The sequence below is a fragment of the Deinococcus sp. HSC-46F16 genome, from assembly GCF_024171495.1.
Classification (GTDB): Bacteria; Deinococcota; Deinococci; order Deinococcales; family Deinococcaceae; genus Deinococcus.
Map to the genome: position 1 here is coordinate 25,468 of NZ_JALJZW010000006.1, position 21,767 is coordinate 47,234.

A 21,767-nucleotide genomic window follows, 5' to 3' on the forward strand; every position below is an offset into this window, starting at 1 on the left:
CCCAATCCGCCTCCCGCGCACCGCGTACCCTGCCCCCGTGCCCGCCCTCGACCCCACCGTTCGCCACCTGTATGTCCATGTCCCCTTCTGCCCCACCATCTGCCCCTACTGCGACTTCCACGTCCTGACGCGGCGGGCCGGGCTGGTCGAGCGGTATCTGGAGCGGGTGGAGGAGGAAGCGGCGCGGCTGGCGGACGAATACCCGGTGGACCTCGATACCGTCTATATCGGCGGCGGCACCCCCAGCTTCCTGCGCGACGCGGAGATCACGGCGCTGGTGGGGAGCGTCCGGCGTCACCTGGGCTGGGGCCGCGCCGAGAACACCCTGGAGATCAATCCCGGCACGGTCAGCCCGGCGCGGGCGGACCTGTGGCGTGACCTCGGCTTCGGCCGCGCCTCGGTGGGCGTGCAGAGCCTCGACGACCCCACCCTGAAGTTCCTGGGCCGCCAGCACGACGCCCGGCAGGCGCGGGAGGCCGTGCGCGAGCTGGTAGGGGCGGGCTTCCGCGTCAGTGGAGATTTGATTACCGCCGTGCCCGGACAGCCGCTGGAGGCCGATATTCGCGGCCTCGTCGAGCTGGGCGTGGGGCATGTCAGCGCCTACACCCTGACCATCGAGCCGGGCACCGAGTTCGCCCGCCGAGGCGTGACGGTGGGGGAGGACGACGAGCGCCGGGGCTTCGAGGAGACGGAGGCCCGCCTGACCGACCTCGGCTTCTCCCGCTACGAGATCAGCAACTACGCCCGCCCCGGCCAGGAGTCGCGCCACAACCTCGCCTACTGGGAGGGGCGCACCTACCTGGGGCTGGGGCCGGGGGCGGCGGGGCACTATCCGGCACTCCGGGGGTCGAGGGGTCGGGGGGTCGAGGAGTCGGGAGAAGCGGCCCTCACCCTGCGCCGCACCAACCCCCATCTCCACGACTGGCTTACGGGGGAGGGGGGGGAGGCCGAGGCCATTTTGCCCGAAGATTACGTCACCGACGCCCTCTTCATGGGGTTGCGGCTGCGGGCGGGGCTGGACCTGGCCGACCTGTCGCGGCGCAGCGGGGTGGACGTGCGGACCCGCTATGCCGTGCCCATCGCCGCCAACGTGGAGCGCGGCCTGCTCGTGCTGGAGGGGGACCGGTTGCGGGCCACGCCGCAGGGCTGGTGGGTGCTCAACCGGGTGGTCACGGACTTCTTGGAGGCGTAACGTCCCGTCTGTCCGGACTCACCACCTCCACTGATGGCTGCCCGCACTCCGACTTCCGGCGCGGGACACGGGCCGCCTGCGGGGGGACGGTAGACTGCCCCCCATGACCAAGCAGATGGATTTCGACGTGCTCGTGATCGGGGCCGGGCCGGGCGGCTACCACGCCGCGATCCGCGCGGCGCAACTCGGCCTCAAGGTGGCCTGCGCCGAGCGCGAGTCGGTGGGCGGCGTATGTCTCAACGTGGGCTGCATTCCCACCAAGGCCCTGCTGCACGCGGGCGAGCAGATGGCGGCGGCCCGCCACGCCTCCGAGTTCGGCCTCTCGTTCGGGGAGCAAACGCTGGATGTTTCCAGGCTCAACGGCTGGAAGGACGGCATCGTCAAGAAGCTGACGGGCGGCGTGAGCAGCCTCTTCAAGGCGAACAAGGTGACGCACCTCAGGGGTCAGGCCTCCTTCGTGGACGAGCACACCGTCAGGGTGGGCGACCAGACCTACACGGCGGCCAACATCATCATCGCCACCGGGTCGGAACCCGCCCGCCTGCCCGGCATCGAGGTCGATCAGCAGCGCATCGTGGACTCGACCGGGGCGCTCGTGGTGCCCGACCCCATTCCCGCGCGGATGCTGTGCGTGGGCGGCGGCGTGATCAGCTTCGAGTTCGCGCACGTCTACAACAACCTCGGCTCCAAGGTCCGCATCATCGAGTTCCTGCCCACCATCATCCCCGGCGCAGACGCCGACGCCGTGCGCGAGTTCGGCAAGGCGATGAAGAAGCAGGGCATCGAGTTCGAGACCGAGACGAAGGCCAACTCCGCCGTTCAGAAGGACGACGGCATCCACGTCGAGATCGAGAACGTGAAGACCGGCGAGAAGCGGGTGGAGGTCTTCGACCGGGTGCTCGTGGCGGTGGGCCGCCGTCCCCGCACCGACGGCCTGAACGCGCAGGCGGCGGGCGTGCACGTCACCGACCGGGGCTTTATCCCCGCCGACCAGCAGCAGCGCACCAACGTGGGGCATATCTACTCCATCGGTGACGTGGCGAGCAACCCCATGCTGGCCCACAAGGCGATGAAGGAAGGCCTCGTCGCCGCCGAGGTCATCGCCGGGAAGCCCGCCGCGCAGGATGCCGTCGCCATCCCCGGCGTGGTGTACACCTCGCCCGAACTCGCCTGGGTGGGCCTGACCGAACTCGAGGCCAAGGAAAAGGGCTACCAGGTCAAGACCGGCGTCTTCCCCCTCTCGGCGTCGGGCCGCGCGATGACCCTCCAGCAGACCGACGGCTTCGTGAAGATGGTGGTGGAAAAGGACACCGACCTGCTGCTCGGCGTGCATATCGTGGGGCCGCACGCCTCCGACATGCTGGGCGAGGCCAGCCTCGCGCTGGAGATGGCGGCGACCGCCACCGACATCGCCCTGACCATCCACGCCCACCCCACCCTGGGCGAGACGGTGCTGGAGGCCGCCGAGGCCGTCCACAAGCAGGCGATTCACATCATGAACCGCTGAGCGGCGAGGGGGGGGGCGGGCGAGGAAGCTTCCCCGCGCCCCCTGCTATACTCGGCCCGCTGTGCGCCCGCCCCCGCACTCGTAGCTCAGTTGGATAGAGCGGCCCCCTCCTAAGGGGCAGGCCACTGGTTCGAATCCAGTCGAGTGCACCACCTGCGCTGCCCCTGGCCCCCCGGCCAGGGGGCTTCGCCTTCTATGAAGGCCACCAGACTTCGCCCAAATCGGACTCGCATGCAGGCCCCCCACACTGAGGGTGTTCCACAATTCAACCCGGCCGGGTGAAGTCGGGTCTACCGCTCCCGACCCTGTGCGGGAGCTTTTCCTGGGCGGTGCGGGGGCTCAGGGCAACTCGATGCTGCTGGCCGGGAAGGTCCGGGCCTGCTCGCTGAAGAGCCGGGTCCACGTCGCGCGGTCCAGGGTTCCCGTGCCCGGCAGGCCGTTGGCGGCCTGGAAGGCCCGCACCGTTGCCGCCGTGACCGGGCCGTACCAGCCGTCGCCGCGCCCGCCGCCGCTGGGCCGGGTCAGGGCGATCAGGCGGTCTTGCGCCGCGCGGACGTCGGCGCCGTTCATGCGCTGGGCTTGCAGCCGCAGGGTCCGCGTGAAGGGGACCGGAGCGAGCGAACGGGGCGTGGTCGTCGTGGCCGCCGGAGCCGGGCGAGGCGTCTGGGCGGGTTGGGGCGTGGGGGCAGGCCGGGGCGCTGGCGTGGTCGCCGCCGGAGCGGGGGTGGGCTTCACCGTCACGCGCGGCGCGGCCTGTGTCGCCGCCGCGCCGCCCTCGCTCTCAGGGGGGAGGTCGAAGTAGAGCAGCGATCCGGCCCGGCCTTCGGGATCAGGCTGCACCCGCAGATACACGTAGCCGCCCGTCGTGCGGACCCAGTTGTACACGCTGCGCTGGCCGTCGCGGCTGCGCCACACCCCGTAGAGGTCGTCGCCCAGCACCGCGCTGAGCTTGCCGCGCACCGCTTCGACGCTGCCGCCCGCGCCCACGCACTGCTTGCCCGGCGTGCCCACCCGCGCGAAGCTGGTCGGGCAGGTCCGCAGCACACCGTCGAGCGTCCCGGCGGCGCGGGTCGCGGCCCGGTTCACGTCCCGCGCGGTCGGGGCGGCGAGGGCGGCAGAGGCCAGCAGGGCGGCCAGGGAGGGGGCAAACTTCATACCCCAGTGCTAGCACCCGCAAGCTGACGGGGCCTGAGTGCGGGGCGGGGGAGGGTTGAGCGCGGCTTGAGCGCCGTGCGCTAGCCTCTGGCCCGATGACGCCCGAACGCTACCAGAAGATTCTGCGGGTCCTGCGGCGGCGCCAGCCCACGCTGACCGTCCTGATGGACGAGGTCAACAAGCCGCACAACCTCTCGGCCATCGTGCGGACCTGCGACGCGGTGGGTGTGCTTGAGGCCCACGCCGTCCCTCCCCAGGGCGGGCAGCTCGCTGGCTTCAAGGGCCATACCTATGCGGCCACCTCCGGCAGCGCCCACAAGTGGGTCCCCGTGCAGGCACACGCGGCCGCCACCTCTGCCGTGCGGGAGTTGCAGGGCCGGGGCTTTCAGGTGCTCGCCACCCACCTCTCGCAGCGCAGCGTGGACTACCGCGAGCCCGACTACACCCGCCCCACCTGCGTGTTGCTGGGCGCCGAGAAATGGGGTGTGTCCGACGAGGCCGCCGAGGCCGCTGACGCCAACATCGTCATTCCGATGTTCGGGATGGTCCAGAGCCTGAACGTGTCGGTGGCCGCCGCGACCATCCTCTTCGAGGCGCAGCGCCAGCGCCTCGCCGCCGGGATGTACGACGCGCCGCAGCTTTCCCCGGAGGAGCTGGCCCGCCTCGCCTTCGAGTGGGGCTACCCGGACCTCGCGCCGGGCTACCGCGAGCGGGGCGAGCCCTATCCGGCACTGGACGAGGACGGGCAGATCGTCTGACCACCGTGGCCCACCCTCACGGGCCGGGCCGCTAGACTGACCCGATTATGTTCAATCTCGAACTGCCTCCCTTCAACGCCGAGACCTGGGCGATTCTCGGCACGCTGGTGCTGCTCGAGGGCCTGCTGTCGGCCGACAACGCGCTGGTGCTCGCGGTGATGGTGCGGCACCTCGCGGGCGACCTGCAACGCAAGGCGCTCGCCTACGGCATCGGCGGCGCGGTCGTGCTGCGCATCCTGGGCGTGTTGCTGGCCTCCTACGTGCTGGAATACTGGTGGCTGCGGGCCTTCGGTGCCCTGTACCTCGCCTACCTCGCCGTCAGTCACTTCACGAAAAAGGACCACGGCGGGGCCGAGGGCGGCGGCGCGAGGGGCCGGGGCTTCTGGGCGACCGTCGTGCTGCTCAACCTCACCGACCTCGCCTTCAGCGTGGACTCGATCCTGGCGGGCGTGGCGCTGATTCCGCGTGACATGCCGCGCGAGCAGGGCCTGACCATCGTGGTGATCGGCGGCATCATCGGCCTGATCCTGATGCGCTTCGCGGCGACCGTGTTTCTCAAGGTGCTCAACCGCTACCCGGCGATGGACAACGTGGCCTACGCGCTGGTGGGCTGGATCGCCGTCAAGCTAGGCATCGAGACGCTGGAAGCCGCCCACGAGCACTTCCCGTGGGTGCCGACCTTCCACATGCCGCAAGCCCTCTTCTGGAGCGTGATGGCCGCCATCGCCGTCATCGGGACCTTTCTCGCCACCCGCAAGCCCGCCATGTCCGAGGCGCAGGCCGAGGCCGAGGCCCACCGCGAGGGCGTGGACCTGCTGGAAACCGACGAGCAGCTCGAGCGGCGCTGAGTGCTCCCCGCCCCCCAGCATCCGGCCACCCACGCCGGATGTTTTTTTGTCCCTGAAGGGCCGGGGGCCGCGCCTGGCTCCCCGCGTAGACTGGGGCCATGAGCGACCTGATGGACACCATTCGCACCATCGCCAAGAAGACCGACAGCAAGATCCTGATGGTCGTGCTCGACGGCGTGGGTGGCCTGCCCCTCACGGTGAACGGGGACACCGAACTGGCGACCGCGCAGACGCCCAACCTCGACGCGCTGGCGCTGGAGTCACAACTCGGGCAGGTCGAACTGGTGGGCGCCGGAATCACGCCGGGCAGCGGGCCGGGGCACCTGAGCCTCTTCGGGTACGACCCGCTGCGCTACGTGGTAGGGCGCGGCGCCCTCTCGGCGGTGGGCATCGGCGTGCGCCTGCGGGCCGGGGACGTGGCCGTGCGCGGCAACTTCGCCTCGCTGGGGGTGGGCCGCGTGATCGCCGACCGCCGCGCCGGGCGCCCCAGCGACGAGAAGAACGCCGAGATCGTGGCGAAGTTGCGGGCCGCCATTCCCGAGATTGACGGCACCCCGGTCGAGATCTACACCGAGTCCGAGCACCGCTTCGTGGTGGTCTTCCGCTCGCAGGGGGTGGACGAAGCCGGGCAGGGCCTGGGCGCGAACCTCAGCGACGTGGACCCGCAGGTGACCGGCGTGCCGCCCCAGACGGCGGTGGGCGGCGACCCCGCCAGCGAGCGCACGGCCTTCCTGGTCAACGAATTCGTGGCCCGCGCCGAGGCGGCCCTCGCGGAAGAACCGCAGGTCAACGGGGTGCTGTTCCGGGGCTACAGCGACGTGCCGCACTTCCCGTCCTTCGCGGACACCTATGGGCTGCGGGCCGCCTGCATCGCGTCCTATCCGATGTACAAGGGCCTCGCCAGCCTCGTCGGGATGGACGTGCTGGAGGTGGAGGGCGAGGAAGACGCGCTCGACGGCAAGGTGGCTGCGCTGGCCGCGCACTGGGCCGAGTACGACTTCTTCTATTTCCACGTCAAGAAGACCGACTCGACCGGCGAGGACGGCGACTTCCACGCCAAGGTGAAGAAGGTGGAACTGTTCGACGCCCTGCTGCCCCGATTGCGCGAGCTTCAGCCCGACGTGCTGTGTATCGTGGGCGACCACTCCACCCCCAGCAAGCTCGCCAGCCACTCCTGGCACCCGGTGCCGCTGCTGATCAACAGCCGATACGGCCGCAAGGATATGGCCGCCCGCTACACCGAGGAAGAAGCGCAGAAAGGCAGTCTGGGCCTGCGCCGGGGCACCGACGTGATGCCGCTCTTGATGGCGAACGCGCTGAAGTTGCAGAAGTACGGGGCGTAAAAGCCAGTCGCCAGCGGCCAGCAAAAGAGGGGAGGGCTCCGGGTGGGCCTTCCCCTCAGCTTTGGTCGCGTACCCAGCGGGCGAGCTCAGCCGTGTCCTGGGGCTGGGTGGTGTCCACCCGGCGCAGTGGCGCATCCAGGGCCAATGGCGTCCAGCACGCACTCTCCGGCAGCTCGGCATGGTCGAAGGGCAGGTCGATATGGGGCCGTGCGCCCGAGGCCACCCGCGCCGCATGGCGCCGTCGGAGGTCATCCAGCGAAGCCTCGCAGAAGAGTTGAATGATTTCTGCGCCGTGCGCCCGCGCCAACTCCTCAATCTTCGGCTCGCTGACGCCCCGGTAGAAATGCGTTTCCAGCACCGCACTCCCGCCCGCCGCCAGCACCACCCCAGCGACGTGGTACATCAGCTCGAAACTCAGCGGCCCGGCCTGGGCGCGGGTCAGGTCGGGCAGGTGGTCATGCAGCATCGCCTTGTAGTCGTCCTTGCTCACGAAGGGCCACCCCAGCGCCCGCGCCAGCCGCGAGCCGAGGTGTGTTTTGCCTGAAGCGGGAAGGCCGGAGACGACGAGGAGGGTGGGCATGGGGGCAAGCTATGGCCTGCTCACGCCCGCTGCGTCCACCAAAAGAAAGAAGCCGGGGCATTGCGCCACGGCTCCTTTCCTGCTCTGCGTTTTGGTGGCCTCAGGTTCGGGGGTGGCCCCTCACCTTTCTTGCCCCGCCAACGCAGGCTTACTCGCTCTTGGTTAGAAGTCCATCCCGCCCATGTCGCCGCCCATACCCGCGCCAGCGCCCGCAGGCACCTTGTCCTTCTCGGGCTTGTCGGAGACGATGGCCTCGGTGGTCAGGATCAGCGCACCGATGCTGGCGGCGTTCTGGAGGGCGGTGCGGGTCACCTTGGCAGGGTCCACGATGCCAGCGGCGACCATATCCTCGACGTACTCGCCGGTCGCGGCGTTGAAGCCGTAGCGGGCCTTGTCGGAGTTGATGACCGCGTTGACGATGACGCTGCCTTCCTCACCGGCGTTCACGGCGATCTGGCGGGCGGGCTCTTCCAGGGCGCGGATCAGGATGCGGGCACCGGTCGCCTCGTCACCCGTCAAGCCTTCGGCGGCCGCACGGACAGCGGGGATCACGCGCAGCAGCGTGGTGCCGCCGCCTGCGACGATGCCTTCCTCGACCGCCGAGCGGGCGGTGGAGAGGGCGTCCTCGTAGCGGTGCTTCTTCTCCTTGAGTTCGGTCTCGGTCGCGGCGCCGACGCGAATCACGGCCACGCCGCCCGCCAGCTTGGCGAGGCGCTCCTGGAGCTTCTCGCGGGCGTAGTCGGAGTCGGTGGAGTCGAGTTCGGCCTTGATCGCGTTCACGCGGGCATCAATCTCGGCCTGGTTGCCCCGGCCGTCCACGATGGTGGTCTCGTCCTTGGTGATGCGGATGCGGGCGGCGCGGCCCAGCATGTCCATGCCGACGTTCTCCAGCTTGTGGCCGAGGTCTTCGGAGACGACCTGACCACCGGTCACGGCGGCGATGTCGCGCAGCATTTCCTTGCGGCGGTCGCCAAAGCCGGGGGCCTTGACCGCAGCGATGTTCAGGGTGCCGCGCAGCTTGTTCACGACCAGCGTGGCGAGCGCTTCACCTTCCACGTCCTCGGCGATGATCAGCAGGGGGCGGCCCGTCTGCGCGACCTTCTCCAGCACGGGGAGCAGGTCCTTGAGGGCACTGACCTTCTTCTCGTTGATCAGGATGTAGGCGTCTTCGAGGACGGCTTCCATCGTGTCGGGGCTGGTGATGAAGTAGGGGCTGATGTAGCCCTTGTCGAACTGCATCCCTTCCACGACGTCCACTTCGGTGTCGAAGCCCTTGGACTCCTCGATGGTGATGACGCCTTCCTTGCCGACCTTGTCCATCGCGTTGGCGATTTCCTGGCCGACGGCCTCGTCGTTGGCACTGATCCCGGCGACCTTCTTGATCGCGTCGCTGTCCTCGACGGGCACGGCGAGCTTCTTGATCTCCTCAATGGCGACGGCCACGGCCTTGTCGATGCCGCGCTTCAGGGCGAGGGGGTTGGCACCCGCCGCCACGTTGCGCAGGCCTTCCTTCACGACGGCCTGACCCAGCACGGTGGCGGTGGTGGTGCCGTCACCCGTGATGTCGTTGGTCTTGGACGCGACTTCCTTGAGGAGCTGGGCGCCGATGTTCTCGAGCTTGTCCTCCAGCTCGATCTCCTTGGCGACGGTCACGCCGTCCTTGGTGATCGTGGGGGAGCCGAACTTCTTCTCGATGACCACGTTGCGGCCACGCGGCCCCAGGGTCACCTTGACGGCGTTGGCGACGGCATTGACGCCGCGCTCGAGGCTGCGGCGGGCGGACTCGTCAAAAACAAGCTGTTTAGCCATGTGTTTTGCTCCTTAAAAGTGCAGGGTGAAAAGAGGGCAATGCTGACCGGGCGAAAGAGGCCCAAAGGCCTCTCCCAGGGGTCTTACTCGACGATGGCGAGGATGTCGCGCTCGCTGAGGATGCTGTAGTTCTTGCCTTCCAGCGTCACTTCGGTGCCGCCGTACTTGGCGAAGTACACGGTGTCGCCTTCCTTGACATCGAGCGCGACGCGCGTGCCGTTGTCGAGCATCTTGCCGTTGCCCACCGCGATCACGCGGCCGCGCTGGCTCTTTTCCTTGGCGGTGTCGGGCACGTACAGGCCCCCGGCGGTCTTCTGCTCGGCTTCCTCGACGATTTCGACCAGCACACGGTCACCTAACGGTTTCAGCATGGATGAACCTCCTGTGGATGAGATGCGTTGGGGCTACCCCCGCCCAGGCTGAGCGGTTTTCGCCGTTCCAGACGGAATCCTAGTCGCATGGACTCAAGAATGTCAACTCTACAAAGGCAACAATCTGAGTCGGGTGCGCTCAAGTGCGGCTGAGACGGTAGATTCCTGCCACCTTGCCTGACATAAAAGATGAGACATATATATGTAAGACCGCATGATGTACGGTGGGGCACCCCATCCAGGAGGTTCTCTATGCCCAGACCCGACATCCTGACCCGACCTGCGTTTGAGGCTGCGTTCGAGGAATTGCGCGGCGCTCCCGTGACCCTGGCCCTGCTCGACCTCGACCACTTCAAGACGCTCAACGACGCGCTGGGGCACACCGAGGGTGACCGGGTGCTGCGCGGCGTCGAGCGCCTTCTGTCGGGCAGCCTGCCCACCGGCAGCGTGATCGGTCGGCTGGGCGGCGACGAGTACGCGGCCCTCCTCCCCGAGACGGCGGCGGAAACGGCGTTGATCCTCCTCGACGAGGTGATTCGGCACTTCCACATTCACCGCGACCCCCACTGGCCGCGCACGCTGGGCCTGAGCGTGGGGCTGGCGGCGCGGCCTGCCCATGCCCACACCTTCGCCGACCTGCAACGCGCCGCCGACGAGGCGCTGCTGCGGGCCAAACGCGAGGGGCGGGGCCGGGCCTGCATCTATGTGGAGAGCAAGATGGTCCTGAAGTCCAACTATTACCCCAAGAGTCAGCTTGAGCGCCTCTCCAAACTGTCGGGGGCGCTGGGCCGCACCGAGGCGTCCTTGCTGCGGGAAGCGCTGGACGATCTGGTGGAGAAGTACCGGGGGGAGCTGTGAGTCAGGGCTCCTGGGTACGGTCCCCCTGGGACGACGCCTTGGCCGAGGCGTGGGCGGGGTACTGCCACGGCTCCTACCCCATCGGGGCCGTTGTGGTGGACGCGCAGGGTGAGGTCATCGCGCGGGGCCGCAACCGACTGGGCGAGGCGCGGACGGTCGAACGGGGCTTTATCTCCGGCCACGACCTCGCGCACGCCGAGATCAATGCCCTGCTGAACTTGCGGGAGGTGCCGCGCCCGGAGGTGTACGGCTGGACGGTCCTCACGACGGTGGAACCCTGCCCGCAGTGCGCCGGGGCCATCGCCATGAGCGGCCTGCGGGCGGTCGAGTACGCCGCGCCCGACCCGTGGGCGGGCTGCACCCGGCTGCTGACGGACGATCCCTACGTCGCCCGCAAGGGGATTCGGGTGGGCCGGGCGCCGGAGGCCGTGCAGTCGGCGGCGCTGCGGCTGGCGCTCGTCGGCTTTCTGGAGGAAGGCCACGCGGCCCTGGAGTCCTCGCTGCTGCGCGAGTACCGGCGGACGCACCCGCTGGACCTGCGGGCGGCGGAGCACCTGCACGCTTCCGGCACGCTGGCGGCGTTGCGGTCCCGGCAAGCGCCCTTCGCCCAGGCCCGGCCGCTGTTGTTGGAGGTGCCCGCATGAAGTCCTTCGTCAATCTCTCCCCCTCGCCCACGCGGGTGGGCCGGGCCTGCGCGTGGATCGAGCAGGAAGACGGGCGCGTGCTGATGACCGGGCTGGAATGGGGCGGCTGGACGCTTCCCGGCGGCGGCGTTCACCCCGGCGAGACGGCGGCGCAGGCGGCGGTGCGCGAGGCCTGGGAGGAGGCAGGTGCCCGCTGCGAGGTGGCCGGGGACCCCGTGCCCCTGCGCGGCGCGTCGGGCGTGGACGCCGAGTGCTTCCCCCTGCGGCTGCTCGCGCTGGAGCCGAGTCCGGAGGGCCGCCCGGTCGCCTGGGTCAACCCGCGCTCGCTGCCCTGGGCCGACGACGTGCAACTGCGTCAGGTGCTCGCGGCGCGGGGGGAGACGCCCCAGGCGCTGGCCTTGCCGCCGCTCGTCGCGCGGGCGGTGAACAGTGCAGAGGCACATGGCTTTCCCCACTCCTGCTCATTTGAAACCGGGCGACTCCTGAGAACGCTGGCCGCCTCGCGTCCCGGCGGGCGGATGCTGGAACTGGGAAGCGGCTGGGGGGTGGGGACGGCCTGGCTGCTGTCGGGGCTGGACACTGCGGCGGGGCTCGTGACGGTGGACGTGACCCCAGCCTGCGCGGAAGCCGTCGCCTCCCTGCTGGCGGGCGACCCCCGCGCCGAGGTCCGGTGTGCCGACTGGCGGGACGCGCTGACGGCAGGCCCCTTCGACCTGATCTTCGTGGACTGTGCTCCGGCGAAGGGGGAGGAAAGTCTGGACGCCCTCGTGGACGCGCTGCGCCCCGGCGGACTGCTGGTGGTGGATGACCTCAGCCCGCCTGCCTTCTTGCCGGAGCGAATGCACGGCGGCGATCCCTTGCGTGAGGCCCTCTACGCCCAGCCGCGCCTCCTCTGCACCGAGGTCAGCGTCAGCCGCCGCGAGAGTGTCGTGCTGGCGACGAGGACGGCGTGACCCTCCGCCTCACCCTGTTGCGCCACGGCCGCAGCCGCGCCGACGACGAGAACGTGCATGAGGGCCACTACGATTCGCCTCTGACCGATGTGGGCCGCGCCCAAGCCAGGGCACTCGCTGCCCACTGGCAGGCCCACCCGCCGGGCTTTGGCCGGGTGTACGCCTCCACCCTGGTCCGGGCACACGAGACGGCGACCATCGTGGCGGGGGCGCTGGGGCTCCCCGTCACGCCGACGCCGCTGCTGATGGAGTGGGACAACGGGCCGCTGGCGGGTCTTCCGCACGAGGAGGCGCTGGAGCGCTACCCCATCCCCGAGTTCCGCCACGACCTCTCGCCCCTGACCCGCGACGGTGGGGAGTCGCAGGCGGCCATCCGTGCCCGCGCCCTGCTCGCGCTGGAACTGATCTGGCAGGGCGGGGGAGAACATGCCCTCGTCGTGTCGCACGGCGGCTTTCTGAACTCCATGCTGCGCGAGCTGACCGGGGCGCACCGGGGCTGGTTCCGCTTCGGGGACACGGCCTTTGCCACGGTGGAGCTGTCATGGACGAGCCACACGGCGCTGGTAACAGGGGTCAACCTCACGCCGCACCTGTGACCGCTGGCGGCTGGAAGCTGGTGGCTGGCCGCTACTCCCCCCGCAGCAGCGGATACGGATTGATCGCCCCGCCCCCCGCATAAATCCCGTAATGCAGGTGCGGCGGCGTGCCCTGCGCGTTCCCGCTGTCCCCCACGTAACCCACCACGTCTCCAGCCTCGACCCAGTCGCCTTCCTTCAGATCCTCGCGGTAACGCTCCAGGTGGGCGTAGTAGTGCCGCTGTCCGCCCGGCCCCAGGATCATCACCGTGCGCCCGCCCAGACGGTTCTCGCCCACGTTCACCACGATGCCCGGTGTGGTCGCGAGAATCGGCGTCCCGCGCGGCGCGAAGATGTCCACCCCCTCGTGCCGCCGCCCCTCGGAGCGGGCCGCGCCCCAGGTGTCCACGAAGGACTGGCCGGGCAGCGGGTTGGGCAGGCTGCCCTCGGCGGGCGTGGGAGCAGCGAGCAGGGCCGAGTAGCGCCGGGCATTTTCCAGGAAGGGCCACAGCAGGTAGGCGGCTCCGGCGAGCACGGCGAGAATCAGCAGGAAGCGGAGGACACGGCGCACCTTCCCAGCATGGGGGCAAGCCGGGCGGGGCAGGGCGAGGGTGCCCACGGTCGGGCGGAAACGCGGCCTATCCTGGGCGCGTGACCCGCGTCCTGATTCTCTGCACCCACAACTCGGCCCGCTCGCAGATGGCGGAGGCCCTGACGCGCGAGGCGGCCCGCCGCGCGGGGGCCGCGCTGGAGGTCCACTCCGCCGGAACCGAGGCCACCCGCGTCAAGGACGAGGCGAGGACCGTGATGGCCGAGCGGGGCCTGAGCCTCGACGGGCACCGCAGCAAGACGCTGCACGACCTGCCCGACCCGCAGCGCTTCGACTATGTGATCACCGTCTGCGACTCGGCGGCGGAAGCCTGCCCGGTCTACCCCGGTCCCACCATCCGGTTGCACTATCCCTTTGTCGACCCATCGGGCGGCTCGCTGGAGCGCTGGCGGGCGGTGCGGGACCAGATCGAGACACAGTTCACGGCTTTCGTGGAGGCGCTGGCAGGTGGGCGGCCCGTGCCACCGAGCTCCACGCAGAGCCCGGCCGTCGCCTGAGCCATGCCGCTCAATTCCGGCTACGTCTACCGCGAGCGCGTCCCCGCCTGGGCGCGGGGGGTGACCGTGCTGACCTACCTCGTGCGGGCGCACACGCACTCGGACGAGGCGGCGTGGCGCTCCCGGCTGGAAGCGGGCGAGGTGCGGCTGGACGGCGAGGCGGCCCACGGCAGCGAGAAGCTGCGCCCCGGTGGGCGGCTCGACTGGCACCGTCCCCCCTGGGACGAGGAGGCCGTGCCGCTGGACTTCGGAGTCGTCCATGAGGACAGGGCGATTCTCGCGGTCGCCAAGCCCTCCGGCCTGCCCACGCTGCCGGGCGGCGGCTTTCTGGAGGGCACCCTGCTGACCCAGGTGCGGCGGCGCTGGCCGGGGGCGCGGCCCCTGCACCGCCTGGGGCGCGGCACGTCGGGGCTGGTGCTGTTCGCCCTGACCCCGGAAGCGGCGGCGTTGCTAGCGCAGGCCTGGCGAGCCGACGAGGTGCAGAAGGTCTACCGGGCGCTGGGCACCGGCCACCCTGACTGGGAGGAGCGGGCGCTCACCACGCCCATCGGCCCGGTGCCGCACCCCCGGCTGGGCACGGTGTACGCGGTGAGCGCGTCGGGGAAAGAATCCCTCAGCGTGGCGCGGGTGCTGGAGCGGCGCCCGGAGGCGACCCTGTTCAAGGTAGACCTCCACACCGGGCGGCCCCACCAGATTCGCATCCACCTCGCGGCGGCCGGGCACCCTCTGGTGGGCGACCCCCTCTACGCCCCCGGCGGCCTGCCCCGCGAGGACGACCCCGGCCTCCCCGGTGACCTCGGCTATCTCCTGCACGCCGAGCGCCTGACCCTGACCCATCCAGTCACGGGCGAGCGGCTGATCCTGCGGGCGGAGCCTCCGGCGGCGCTGCGGCAGGCCGGGGAGTCGGGGAGGACTGCAACTTGGCTCCCAGCCCCGCCCGGCCCAGCCGCTACACTCCCCCGGTGACGTTGCCCCCCACCCCGCCCACCCACGTCTGGACCCTGGACTCCGGCCTGACGGTCGCCTTCGAGCGCCGCCGGGGACCGGGCTTCGCCTTTGACCTGCGCGTCCCGGTGGGGAGCGCCCACGACCCGCGCGGGCAGGAGGGGGCGGCAGGCGTGCTGGAAGAGTGGCTGTCCAAAGGAGCCGGGGGCCGGGACGCCCGCGCCCTGGGCGACGCCTTCGACGACCTCGGCGTGCGGCGGGGCGGGGGCGTGGGGCCGGAGGCGACGCGCGTGAGCCTCAGCGGCCTGACCGCCGACCTCCCGGCCGCGCTGGGTCTCGCCGCCGACCTCGTGCTGCGGCCCCATCTGCCGCCGGAGGAACTCCCCATCCTGACCGACCTTGCCCGGCAGGACCTGGAGGCGCTGGAGGAAAGCCCCCCCGACCGCCTCGCGGTAGAAGCGCGGCGGGTGGCCTTTCCGCCCGACCCCGCTTCGCCCCACGCGGGCTATGTCCACCCCGCGAGCGGCACGCGCGAGGGCCTCTCGCGCCTGACGCCGGGGGGCCTGCGGGCCTTCCACGCCCGCTCTCCGGCGCGGGGAAGCGTGCTGGGGGTCGTGGCCGACGCCGAGCCAGCCGAGGTGCGCGGCCTCGTCGAGCGGGCTTTTGCGGGCTGGACCGGCGGGGAGCCGCTGGTTGTCCCCGCCCGGTTCGTCCCCGGTGCCCGTGCCCATGTCCCGCACCCGGACGCCGAGCAGACCCACCTCAGCGTGACGGCGCCCGGCGTCCCCCCGCTCAGCCCCGACTGGCTGCGCTGGCAGCTCGCGCTGACGGCCCTCTCGGGGGGAAGTGCCAGCCGCCTCTTCCACGCCGTGCGCGAGGAACGCGGGCTGGCCTACAGCGTGGGGGCCTCGCCCGTGGTGCTGGGGGGGCAGGGGTTCGTCAGCCTGTACGCGGGCAGCACGCCGGGCCGCGCTCCGGAGACGCTGGAGGTGCTGCTCGCGGAACTCGGCCGCCTGAGCGCCGGGCTGGAGCACGCCGAGTTCGAACGGGCACGCCGGGGCCTCCTCGCCGGGGTGGTCTTCGGCGCCGAGAGCCTGCGCTCGCGGGCCGGGGGCCTGACCCGCGACCTCGCCCTGTTCGGCCGGGTGCGCCCCCTCGCGGAGCTGCGGGCGGCGGTGTCGGCCCTGACACTGGACGACGTGAACGCTTTTCTGGCCGGATACGACCCCCTCGCCGGGGCCACGGTGGTCACCCTGGGGCCGGAGGCGGCGGGCCAGGGCACCGGGGAGGCCGCATGACCCTGCGCGAGCGGCGGTTGCCGAATGGCCTGACCCTTCTCCTCGACCCCGATGAGGCCGCCCAGACCGTCGCGGCGGGCTACTTCGTGGCGACCGGGGCGCGAGAGGAGCACCCGGACGAACTCGGCGCCTCCCACTTCCTCGAACACCTGATGTTCAAGGGGTCGAAGGAAGTTCCGGCCGCCGAGCTGAACGCCCGGCTGGACGACCTCGGCGGGCACGCCAATGCATTTACCGGCGAGGAAGCTACCGTCTACCACGCGGCGACCCTGCCCGAGCAGGGGGGCGAACTATTGGACACGCTGACCGAACTGCTGCGCCCCGCCCTGCGCCCGGCCGACATCGAGGCCGAGCGGGGCGTGATTCTGGAGGAGATCGCCATGTACGCCGAGCAGCCCGCCGTGCGCGTGGCCGACGAGCTGCGGGCCGACTACTGGGGCGGGCACGGGTTGGGCCACCCCATCCTGGGCACGCCCGAGACGGTGGGCGGGCTGACGCGGGAGATGCTCGCCCGCAACTGGCAAGAGCGGTACGGGGCCGGGCGGGTAACCCTGACGGTGGTGGGGGCCTTCGACCCGGACGCGGTGGAGGCGTGGGCTGTGCGGGAACTGGCAAGCTGGCCGAGCGGCCTCCCGGCCCCAGTGCTCGCCCCGGCTGTCCCACGTCACCCCGGCACCTTCCGATTTCTGCCCGACGAGAACCTCAGCCGGGTGCAGGCGTCCTTCGCCCTGCCCGGCGTGTCTGCCCGTCACCCCCTGCGCGAGGCAGCGGCGGTGCTGGCCGAGCTGATCGGCGGGGAGAACGGCGACCTCTACTGGGCGCTGCTGGACACCGGGCTCGCCGACAGCGCGGACCTGGCGCATCTGGACTACACCGACGCAGGCACCTTCGAGGGGGGCTTCTCCTGCGACCCGGAGCGCTTTCCGGAGGTGCAGGCCACCTATCTGGACGTGCTGCGCCGCGCCGGGGACAGGCTGACGCCCGAGCGGGTGCGCCGCGCCGCCCGCAAGCTGGCCGTCTCTGGCCTGCTGCGGGCCGAGACGCCGGGAGGCCGCCTCTTCGCCCTGGGCATGGACGCCCTCGCGCTGGGCGAGGCGCTGACGACCGACGAGCAAGTGGCCCGTTTTGAGCGGGTCTCGCTGGAGGAGGTGCGGTCCGTGCTGGAGTTGTGCCCGCTGGCGGGGGCAACGGGGGTGGGAACGGGACCGGAAGTGAGGCGCTAGACCCCCCCGCTGGTGAGGGTGACATGAGTAACATTTGTCTTGCGCTCAGCAGAGTCTTATAGTGCGGTCACCGAAGGAACTGTGAGTGAAGGTTGAGCGGTTACCGTCTCCTGTGGGAGCGGTTGCCGTTTGATACGGCCCAGTCACTTTGGTTTGGCTTCCCCAGGACCCTGATGAAACGACCCCTCTGCTTCCTGACCCTCCTCACCAGCCTGCTGTGTGCCTGCGGCCCCGGCTCGGCCCCTGGAGTTCCCGTGACACCGGGCTCGGCCGACACGGTGCCCCCGGCAGTGCGGCTGAACGTGGGGGAGGGGGTCGTGAAGACCAGCGGCGCCGTCCCCCTGCGGGCCGAGGCTTCCGACAACGTGGGAGTGGTCTCCGTCGCCTTTTATGACGGCGAGCGGCTGCTGGGCACCGACCGGGAAGCCCCCTTCGAGGCCACGGTGAGCTACGCGGCCTCCGACAACGGCGCCCACACGCTGCGGGCCGTGGCGACCGACGCGGCGGGGAACCGCAGCGAGGCCCGCGCGACCCTGACGGTCGCCATCGCGGGGGCAGGGGCCACGGATACCCAGCTCCCCACCGTGCGCCTCTCGGCGACGCCCCAGACCCTGACGGCGCCCGGCCCGGTCGACCTCACGGCGACGGCCAGCGACGATACCGGGGTGACGGGCGTGACCTTCTACCGGGGTGAGACCCGGCTGGGCGAGGACACGGCCGCGCCATACACCTTCCGCGACGACCTCACGGCGGTGGGGGCGGGCGCGTGGGTTTACCGGGCGGTGGCCTCGGACGCGGCGGGGAATGCCGCCGAGGCGACGACCACCGTCACGGTGGCGGGGCAGCCCACGGCGCCGCAGGGGGCGGAGGTTGCCGTCTTGCGCAACAGCCCGACGAGCTACACCGTGACTGTCCGGCCGGTGCCGGGGTTCCCGGTCTCGCGGGTCGAGGTCTACGACAACGGCCGCCTCGTGGCGACCGACGATCAGGCCCCCTACAGCGCCGACCTCACCTACACGGCGGCGGACAACGGGCCGCGTACTCTGCTGGTCAAGGTCTTCGATGGCCGCGGCGGGGTAGCCGAGGTGACCCGCACCCTCAATGTCGACGTAGTGGCCACCGGAGACGCGCCGCCCACCGTCAGCCTCGCGCCGGACGCGCTCACGGTCACCCGAGAGGAGCCCGTCACCCTGACGGCTAACGCGCAGGACGACCGGGGCATCGACCGGGTCGAATTCCTCCTCGACGGCGAGCGCGTGGGTGTGAGCCGCGAGGCGCCCTACGCGGTGTCGCTCTCGTTCGGGGCGGCGCAGGGGGGCACACGTGTGCTCACGGCGCGGGCCTACGACGCGGCCGGGCAGACGGCCGAGGCCAGGACCACCCTGACCGTGGCCATCGACGCGGGTGACTTCGTGGACCGGGCGACCCCGATTCAGATCGGCCAGAGCATCGACGGCGTGATCGCGGGCAGCCCGCGCGACATCGACATCTACCGCTTCACGGGAACCGCCGACGACCGCCTGCGCCTGAGCGTGGGTGGGCAGGGTGGCCCCTTTCCGAACAGCACCCTCGACCCCTACGTGCAGGTCCTGCTGCCCGACGGCAAGACCGTGTTCGAGCAGGATGACGACAGCGGCCCCGGGTACGACGCCGAGCTGCTGTTCAACCTCCCGCAGGAAGGAACGTATTACATTGTGGTGACCAGTTTCCGCATCCTCGACGATCCACGCGCGACCGACGACCGACCGACCAATCTGTACCGTCTGTCTCTCAGCCGCCGCTAGGCGACCCGCCTCTCGCCCGGCTCCGCCGGAGTACAGGAGACCACCCTTGAACACTCCCCGTCATGCCCTGCTGCTTCTGACCGCCGCCATCGCTCTCGCGAGCTGCGGCAGCACGACCAACGCTCCTGCCGGCAACGCGCCCTCGGCGGGAGGCAACGGCTCCGGCTCGGCCGCGATTCGTGCCGCCGACGTCCCTGTCAGCGAGACGGGCCGCTACTTCGTGGAACTCGCGGGCGACCCCACCACGCTGGGTGCCCAGAGCATCCGCAGCCAGCAGGCCGACTTCCGGTTGCGGGCCGCCCAGGCGGGCCTGAAGCTCCAGGAGTTCGCCAGCTACCAGCGCCTCTTCAACGGCCTGAGCGTGGTCGCCAGCGCCGAGGAAGCCAACCGCATCGCCCGCCTGCCCGGCGTGGTCAACGTGTTCCCGGTCGTGAAGATTGAGCGCCCCGTGACCGAGGTCGGCGAGGAACCCTCCGTGCCGCAGGTGCAGACGGCCGCCACGATGACTGGGGCGTCCATCCTGCGCGACGAGATGGGGATCACCGGCAAGAACGTCAAGGTCGCCATCATGGACACCGGGATCGACTATGACCACCCGGCGTTCCAGGGCCGCATCATCACTGGCTACGACTTCGTGGGTGACGCCTTCGGCTCGAACGGCGTCACCACGCCCACGCCTGACGAGAACGCCGACGATTGCGGCGGACACGGCACGCACGTGGCCGGAATCGTGGGGGCCAACGACCCCACCAACGGCTTCAAGGGCGTGGCGCCCGACGTGATGTTCGGGGCCTACAAGGTGTTCGGCTGCGAGGGCTCGACCAACGCCGACATCATGATTCAGGCGATGGAGCGGGCCGAAGCCGACGGCATGCAGGTGCTCAATATGAGCATCGGCTCGAGCTTCCAGTGGCCCGAGTACCCCACCGCTAAGGCGGCCAGTGCGCTCGCCAAACGCGGCGTAATCGTGACCGTCTCGGCGGGCAACAGCGGCACCGACGGCCAGTTCGCCACGGGCGCTCCCAGCCTCGGCGCGAATGTGATCGCGGTGGCTTCGGTCGACAACGCCAAGCTGGAGATGGACTACCTGACTGTGAGCACCGACGGGGCGCGGGTGGCCTACACGGTGGCGACGGGCGCTCCCAATCCCAGCACCGGCCTGAACCTGGAAGTGACCCGTGGACCGGGCGTCACGAACGCGGCGGCGGCTGACGGTTGCTTCGTAAACGGGGTCAATCCCTACGCCCCCAACAGTCTGGCAGGCAAGGCGGTCCTGATCCGGCGCGGCACCTGCTCGTTCCGCGAGAAGGCCCTCAACGCGCAGGCCGCGGGTGCCCGCGCCGTGCTGCTCTACAACAACGCTCCCGGCGTGCTCTCGCCCACCGTAGCCCCCAGCGTCGCCAACGACAACCAGGTCATCGAGATTCCTGTTGTCGGCCTGTCGGACGTGGACGGTCTGCGCATCGGCAACCAGATCTCCTCAGGCGCGGCGCCGCGCGTGACCTTCACGGGTCAGCGTGCCCTGTTTGACAATCCGACTGGCGGGACCCTCAGCAGCTTCTCCAGCTACGGCACCTCGCCCGACCTCGACCTCAAGCCCGACGTGGCGGCCCCCGGCGGCCTGATCAAGAGCACCTACCCGCTGACTAAGGAAGCGACCGGCTACGCGGTGCTCAGCGGCACCAGCATGGCGGCGCCGCACGTGGCGGGCGTAGCCGCGCTGCTGCTGGAGCGTTACCCCCAACTCGGCAGGATTGACGGTGAAGCCCGGCGCCTGCTCCAGAACACGGCCAAGCCCAGCAACTACTTTCTGGGTAGCAGCGTGTCGTCCTTCGTGGACTACGTGCAGCGTCAGGGCGCGGGCGTGGTCAATGCTCCGGCGGCCCTCGCGGCGCTCCAGAGCGGTGTCAGCGTGACGCCCAGCAAGATCGCCCTGGGCGAGAGCGAAGGGATGCCTACCCGCACCAAGGTGCTGACCATCCGCAACAGCGGCAGCACCGCCCAGACCTACCAAGTGACCCACGTGGCGGCCCTGACGATCAGCGGCACGACCTTCGTGCCTGCGGCCAGCACGGCGGCGGCCACGGTCACCATCAACGGCCAGGCCAGCACCACCGTGACGGTCCCGGCAGGCGGCACTGCCGAGCTGAATGTGAGCATTATGGCCCCCAGCGGGGCGGGGGAGCGCTCGCAGTACGGCGGCTACATCCGCATGACCAACACCAACGCCAGCGGCGTTAGCCTGAGCGTGCCTTACGGCGGCTTCAAGGGTGACTACCAGAGCATTCAGGTGCTGGGCAATGTCTCGCTGCCGGGCTACGGCCTGGGCACCACGCCGCGCGACTTCCCGGCCTTCTACGACGCTGTGGAGGGGCTGCTGTACTACGAGAACGGGGTGCCCACGACCAAGCCCGTCTTCACCCTCGGCCAAGTCGGCACCACGCTCGACATCCCGCGCATCTGGGCTCACCTCGCGCACCAGTCGCGCTGGATCGAGATGGACGTGCTGGACGCGAGCGGCAACCGGATCGATACCGTGAGCCGTGACGAGTACGTGGGCCGCAACGCCACCAACAGCTACACTGGCCCGACCAGCAACGCCTACTACACTTGGAGCTGGGACGGCACACTCGCCAACGGCAATGCTGCACCCAACGGCGACTACCGCCTGCGCCTGCGCGTTCTGAAGGCCCTGGGCGACGAGAGCAACCCCGCCCACATCGAGACGTACACCAGCCCGGTGTTCGGCATTCAGCGCTAAGCGAACCTGTAAAGGGGGCCAGGTCCACGTGACCCGGCCCCCTCTGCTCATCCGGC

Annotated in this window: 20 protein-coding genes and 1 tRNA gene; 16 read left to right on the forward strand and 5 right to left on the reverse strand. The window is 70.4% G+C overall.

The window, feature by feature from the left end; translation table 11 throughout:
* Positions 1-37 precede the first annotated feature (37 nt).
* From hemW to L1280_RS12535, 3 genes are all read left to right on the forward strand, one after another.
* Positions 38-1,192 carry a radical SAM family heme chaperone HemW gene (hemW, locus tag L1280_RS12525; RefSeq protein ID WP_253582630.1) on the forward strand — a complete coding sequence of 385 codons (1,155 nt, stop codon included), beginning with the start codon at positions 38-40 and terminating at the stop codon, positions 1,190-1,192.
* A gap of 103 nt (positions 1,193-1,295) precedes the next feature.
* Positions 1,296-2,699, forward strand: a complete 1,404-nt coding sequence (gene lpdA, locus L1280_RS12530; RefSeq protein ID WP_253582631.1) for a dihydrolipoyl dehydrogenase — start codon at positions 1,296-1,298, stop codon at positions 2,697-2,699.
* 75 nt (positions 2,700-2,774) lie between these two features.
* Positions 2,775-2,851 (forward strand) — tRNA-Arg (locus tag L1280_RS12535).
* 187 nt (positions 2,852-3,038) lie between these two features.
* Here L1280_RS12535 and L1280_RS12540 read toward each other — a convergent pair.
* A complete protein-coding gene (locus L1280_RS12540) occupies positions 3,039-3,854 on the reverse strand; it encodes a peptidoglycan-binding domain-containing protein (RefSeq protein WP_253582632.1) in 816 nt (271 codons plus the stop codon).
* A gap of 95 nt (positions 3,855-3,949) precedes the next feature.
* Between L1280_RS12540 and trmH the strand changes: the two genes are divergently transcribed.
* From trmH to L1280_RS12555, 3 genes are all read left to right on the forward strand, one after another.
* Positions 3,950-4,612 (forward strand): tRNA (guanosine(18)-2'-O)-methyltransferase TrmH, encoded by a 663-nt coding sequence (trmH, locus tag L1280_RS12545; RefSeq protein WP_253582633.1) that lies wholly within the window; start codon positions 3,950-3,952, stop codon positions 4,610-4,612.
* A gap of 47 nt (positions 4,613-4,659) precedes the next feature.
* Positions 4,660-5,460: a TerC family protein gene (locus L1280_RS12550; RefSeq protein WP_253582634.1), complete on the forward strand. Its 801-nt coding sequence runs from the start codon at positions 4,660-4,662 to the stop codon at positions 5,458-5,460.
* Between the two features lie 98 nt (positions 5,461-5,558).
* Positions 5,559-6,803, forward strand: coding sequence for a 2,3-bisphosphoglycerate-independent phosphoglycerate mutase (locus tag L1280_RS12555; RefSeq protein WP_253582635.1), 1,245 nt, complete (start codon positions 5,559-5,561; stop codon positions 6,801-6,803).
* Between the two features lie 55 nt (positions 6,804-6,858).
* Here the strand turns inward: L1280_RS12555 and L1280_RS12560 are convergent, their stop codons facing one another.
* From L1280_RS12560 to groES, 3 genes are all read right to left on the reverse strand, one after another.
* Positions 6,859-7,383, reverse strand: coding sequence for an ATP-binding protein (locus tag L1280_RS12560; protein ID WP_253582636.1), 525 nt, complete (start codon positions 7,381-7,383; stop codon positions 6,859-6,861).
* A gap of 162 nt (positions 7,384-7,545) precedes the next feature.
* On the reverse strand, positions 7,546-9,192 hold the full coding sequence (gene groL / locus L1280_RS12565) for a chaperonin GroEL (RefSeq protein ID WP_253582637.1): 1,647 nt from the start codon (positions 9,190-9,192) through the stop codon (positions 7,546-7,548).
* Between the two features lie 83 nt (positions 9,193-9,275).
* The gene (gene groES, locus L1280_RS12570; RefSeq protein WP_152870936.1) at positions 9,276-9,563 is read right to left on the reverse strand and encodes a co-chaperone GroES; all 288 of its coding nucleotides are present in this window, start codon (positions 9,561-9,563) and stop codon (positions 9,276-9,278) included.
* Between the two features lie 252 nt (positions 9,564-9,815).
* On the opposite strand from groES, the gene L1280_RS12575 reads away from it, so the two are divergent.
* The 4 genes from L1280_RS12575 to L1280_RS12590 are packed head-to-tail and all read left to right on the forward strand — an operon-like array spanning position 9,816 to position 12,614.
* On the forward strand, positions 9,816-10,421 hold the full coding sequence (locus L1280_RS12575) for a diguanylate cyclase (protein ID WP_253582638.1): 606 nt from the start codon (positions 9,816-9,818) through the stop codon (positions 10,419-10,421).
* Complete coding sequence (locus L1280_RS12580; RefSeq protein WP_253582639.1) at positions 10,418-11,065, forward strand: deaminase; 648 nt, start codon at positions 10,418-10,420, stop codon at positions 11,063-11,065. The genes L1280_RS12575 and L1280_RS12580 overlap by 4 nt, the downstream gene beginning before the upstream one ends.
* Positions 11,062-12,018 (forward strand): NUDIX domain-containing protein, encoded by a 957-nt coding sequence (locus L1280_RS12585; protein WP_253582640.1) that lies wholly within the window; start codon positions 11,062-11,064, stop codon positions 12,016-12,018. Before L1280_RS12580 ends, L1280_RS12585 begins: the two co-directional genes overlap by 4 nt.
* Positions 12,015-12,614 (forward strand): histidine phosphatase family protein, encoded by a 600-nt coding sequence (locus L1280_RS12590; protein WP_253582641.1) that lies wholly within the window; start codon positions 12,015-12,017, stop codon positions 12,612-12,614. The genes L1280_RS12585 and L1280_RS12590 overlap by 4 nt, the downstream gene beginning before the upstream one ends.
* Positions 12,615-12,645: 31 nt before the next feature.
* On the opposite strand, the gene L1280_RS12595 is transcribed toward L1280_RS12590, so the two are convergent.
* Complete coding sequence (locus tag L1280_RS12595) at positions 12,646-13,164, reverse strand: peptidoglycan DD-metalloendopeptidase family protein (RefSeq protein ID WP_253582642.1); 519 nt, start codon at positions 13,162-13,164, stop codon at positions 12,646-12,648.
* Between the two features lie 80 nt (positions 13,165-13,244).
* On the opposite strand from L1280_RS12595, the gene L1280_RS12600 reads away from it, so the two are divergent.
* The 6 genes from L1280_RS12600 (at position 13,245) to L1280_RS12625 (ending at position 21,711) form a co-directional block, all read left to right on the forward strand.
* Positions 13,245-13,700, forward strand: coding sequence for an arsenate reductase ArsC (locus L1280_RS12600; RefSeq protein ID WP_253582643.1), 456 nt, complete (start codon positions 13,245-13,247; stop codon positions 13,698-13,700).
* Positions 13,701-13,703: 3 nt separating this feature from the next.
* Positions 13,704-14,666, forward strand: a complete 963-nt coding sequence (locus L1280_RS12605) for an RluA family pseudouridine synthase (RefSeq protein WP_253582644.1) — start codon at positions 13,704-13,706, stop codon at positions 14,664-14,666.
* Entirely contained in the window at positions 14,663-15,943 is a 1,281-nt protein-coding gene (locus tag L1280_RS12610) for an insulinase family protein (protein WP_253582645.1), read from the forward strand. Before L1280_RS12605 ends, L1280_RS12610 begins: the two co-directional genes overlap by 4 nt.
* Positions 15,940-17,166 carry a pitrilysin family protein gene (locus L1280_RS12615; protein ID WP_253582646.1) on the forward strand — a complete coding sequence of 409 codons (1,227 nt, stop codon included), beginning with the start codon at positions 15,940-15,942 and terminating at the stop codon, positions 17,164-17,166. Before L1280_RS12610 ends, L1280_RS12615 begins: the two co-directional genes overlap by 4 nt.
* 173 nt (positions 17,167-17,339) lie before the next feature.
* Positions 17,340-18,950 carry an Ig-like domain-containing protein gene (locus L1280_RS12620; protein ID WP_253582647.1) on the forward strand — a complete coding sequence of 537 codons (1,611 nt, stop codon included), beginning with the start codon at positions 17,340-17,342 and terminating at the stop codon, positions 18,948-18,950.
* Between the two features lie 46 nt (positions 18,951-18,996).
* Positions 18,997-21,711: a S8 family serine peptidase gene (locus L1280_RS12625; protein WP_253582648.1), complete on the forward strand. Its 2,715-nt coding sequence runs from the start codon at positions 18,997-18,999 to the stop codon at positions 21,709-21,711.
* Positions 21,712-21,767 lie beyond the last annotated feature (56 nt).

Bases quoted from the DNA above. Each gene is read 5' to 3' on its own strand.
- L1280_RS12550 (WP_253582634.1), top strand. From the start codon at position 4,660: ATGTTCAATCTCGAACTGCCTCCCTTCAACGCCGAGACCTGGGCGATT.
- L1280_RS12615 (WP_253582646.1), top strand. From the start codon at position 15,940: ATGACCCTGCGCGAGCGGCGGTTGCCGAATGGCCTGACCCTTCTCCTC.
- L1280_RS12540 (WP_253582632.1), bottom strand. From the start codon at position 3,854: ATGAAGTTTGCCCCCTCCCTGGCCGCCCTGCTGGCCTCTGCCGCCCTC.
- groL (WP_253582637.1), bottom strand. From the start codon at position 9,192: ATGGCTAAACAGCTTGTTTTTGACGAGTCCGCCCGCCGCAGCCTCGAG.
- L1280_RS12560 (WP_253582636.1), bottom strand. From the start codon at position 7,383: ATGCCCACCCTCCTCGTCGTCTCCGGCCTTCCCGCTTCAGGCAAAACA.
- L1280_RS12605 (WP_253582644.1), top strand. From the start codon at position 13,704: ATGCCGCTCAATTCCGGCTACGTCTACCGCGAGCGCGTCCCCGCCTGG.
- lpdA (WP_253582631.1), top strand. From the start codon at position 1,296: ATGACCAAGCAGATGGATTTCGACGTGCTCGTGATCGGGGCCGGGCCG.
- trmH (WP_253582633.1), top strand. From the start codon at position 3,950: ATGACGCCCGAACGCTACCAGAAGATTCTGCGGGTCCTGCGGCGGCGC.
- groES (WP_152870936.1), bottom strand. From the start codon at position 9,563: ATGCTGAAACCGTTAGGTGACCGTGTGCTGGTCGAAATCGTCGAGGAA.
- L1280_RS12555 (WP_253582635.1), top strand. From the start codon at position 5,559: ATGAGCGACCTGATGGACACCATTCGCACCATCGCCAAGAAGACCGAC.
- L1280_RS12620 (WP_253582647.1), top strand. From the start codon at position 17,340: ATGAAACGACCCCTCTGCTTCCTGACCCTCCTCACCAGCCTGCTGTGT.
- L1280_RS12575 (WP_253582638.1), top strand. From the start codon at position 9,816: ATGCCCAGACCCGACATCCTGACCCGACCTGCGTTTGAGGCTGCGTTC.
- L1280_RS12585 (WP_253582640.1), top strand. From the start codon at position 11,062: ATGAAGTCCTTCGTCAATCTCTCCCCCTCGCCCACGCGGGTGGGCCGG.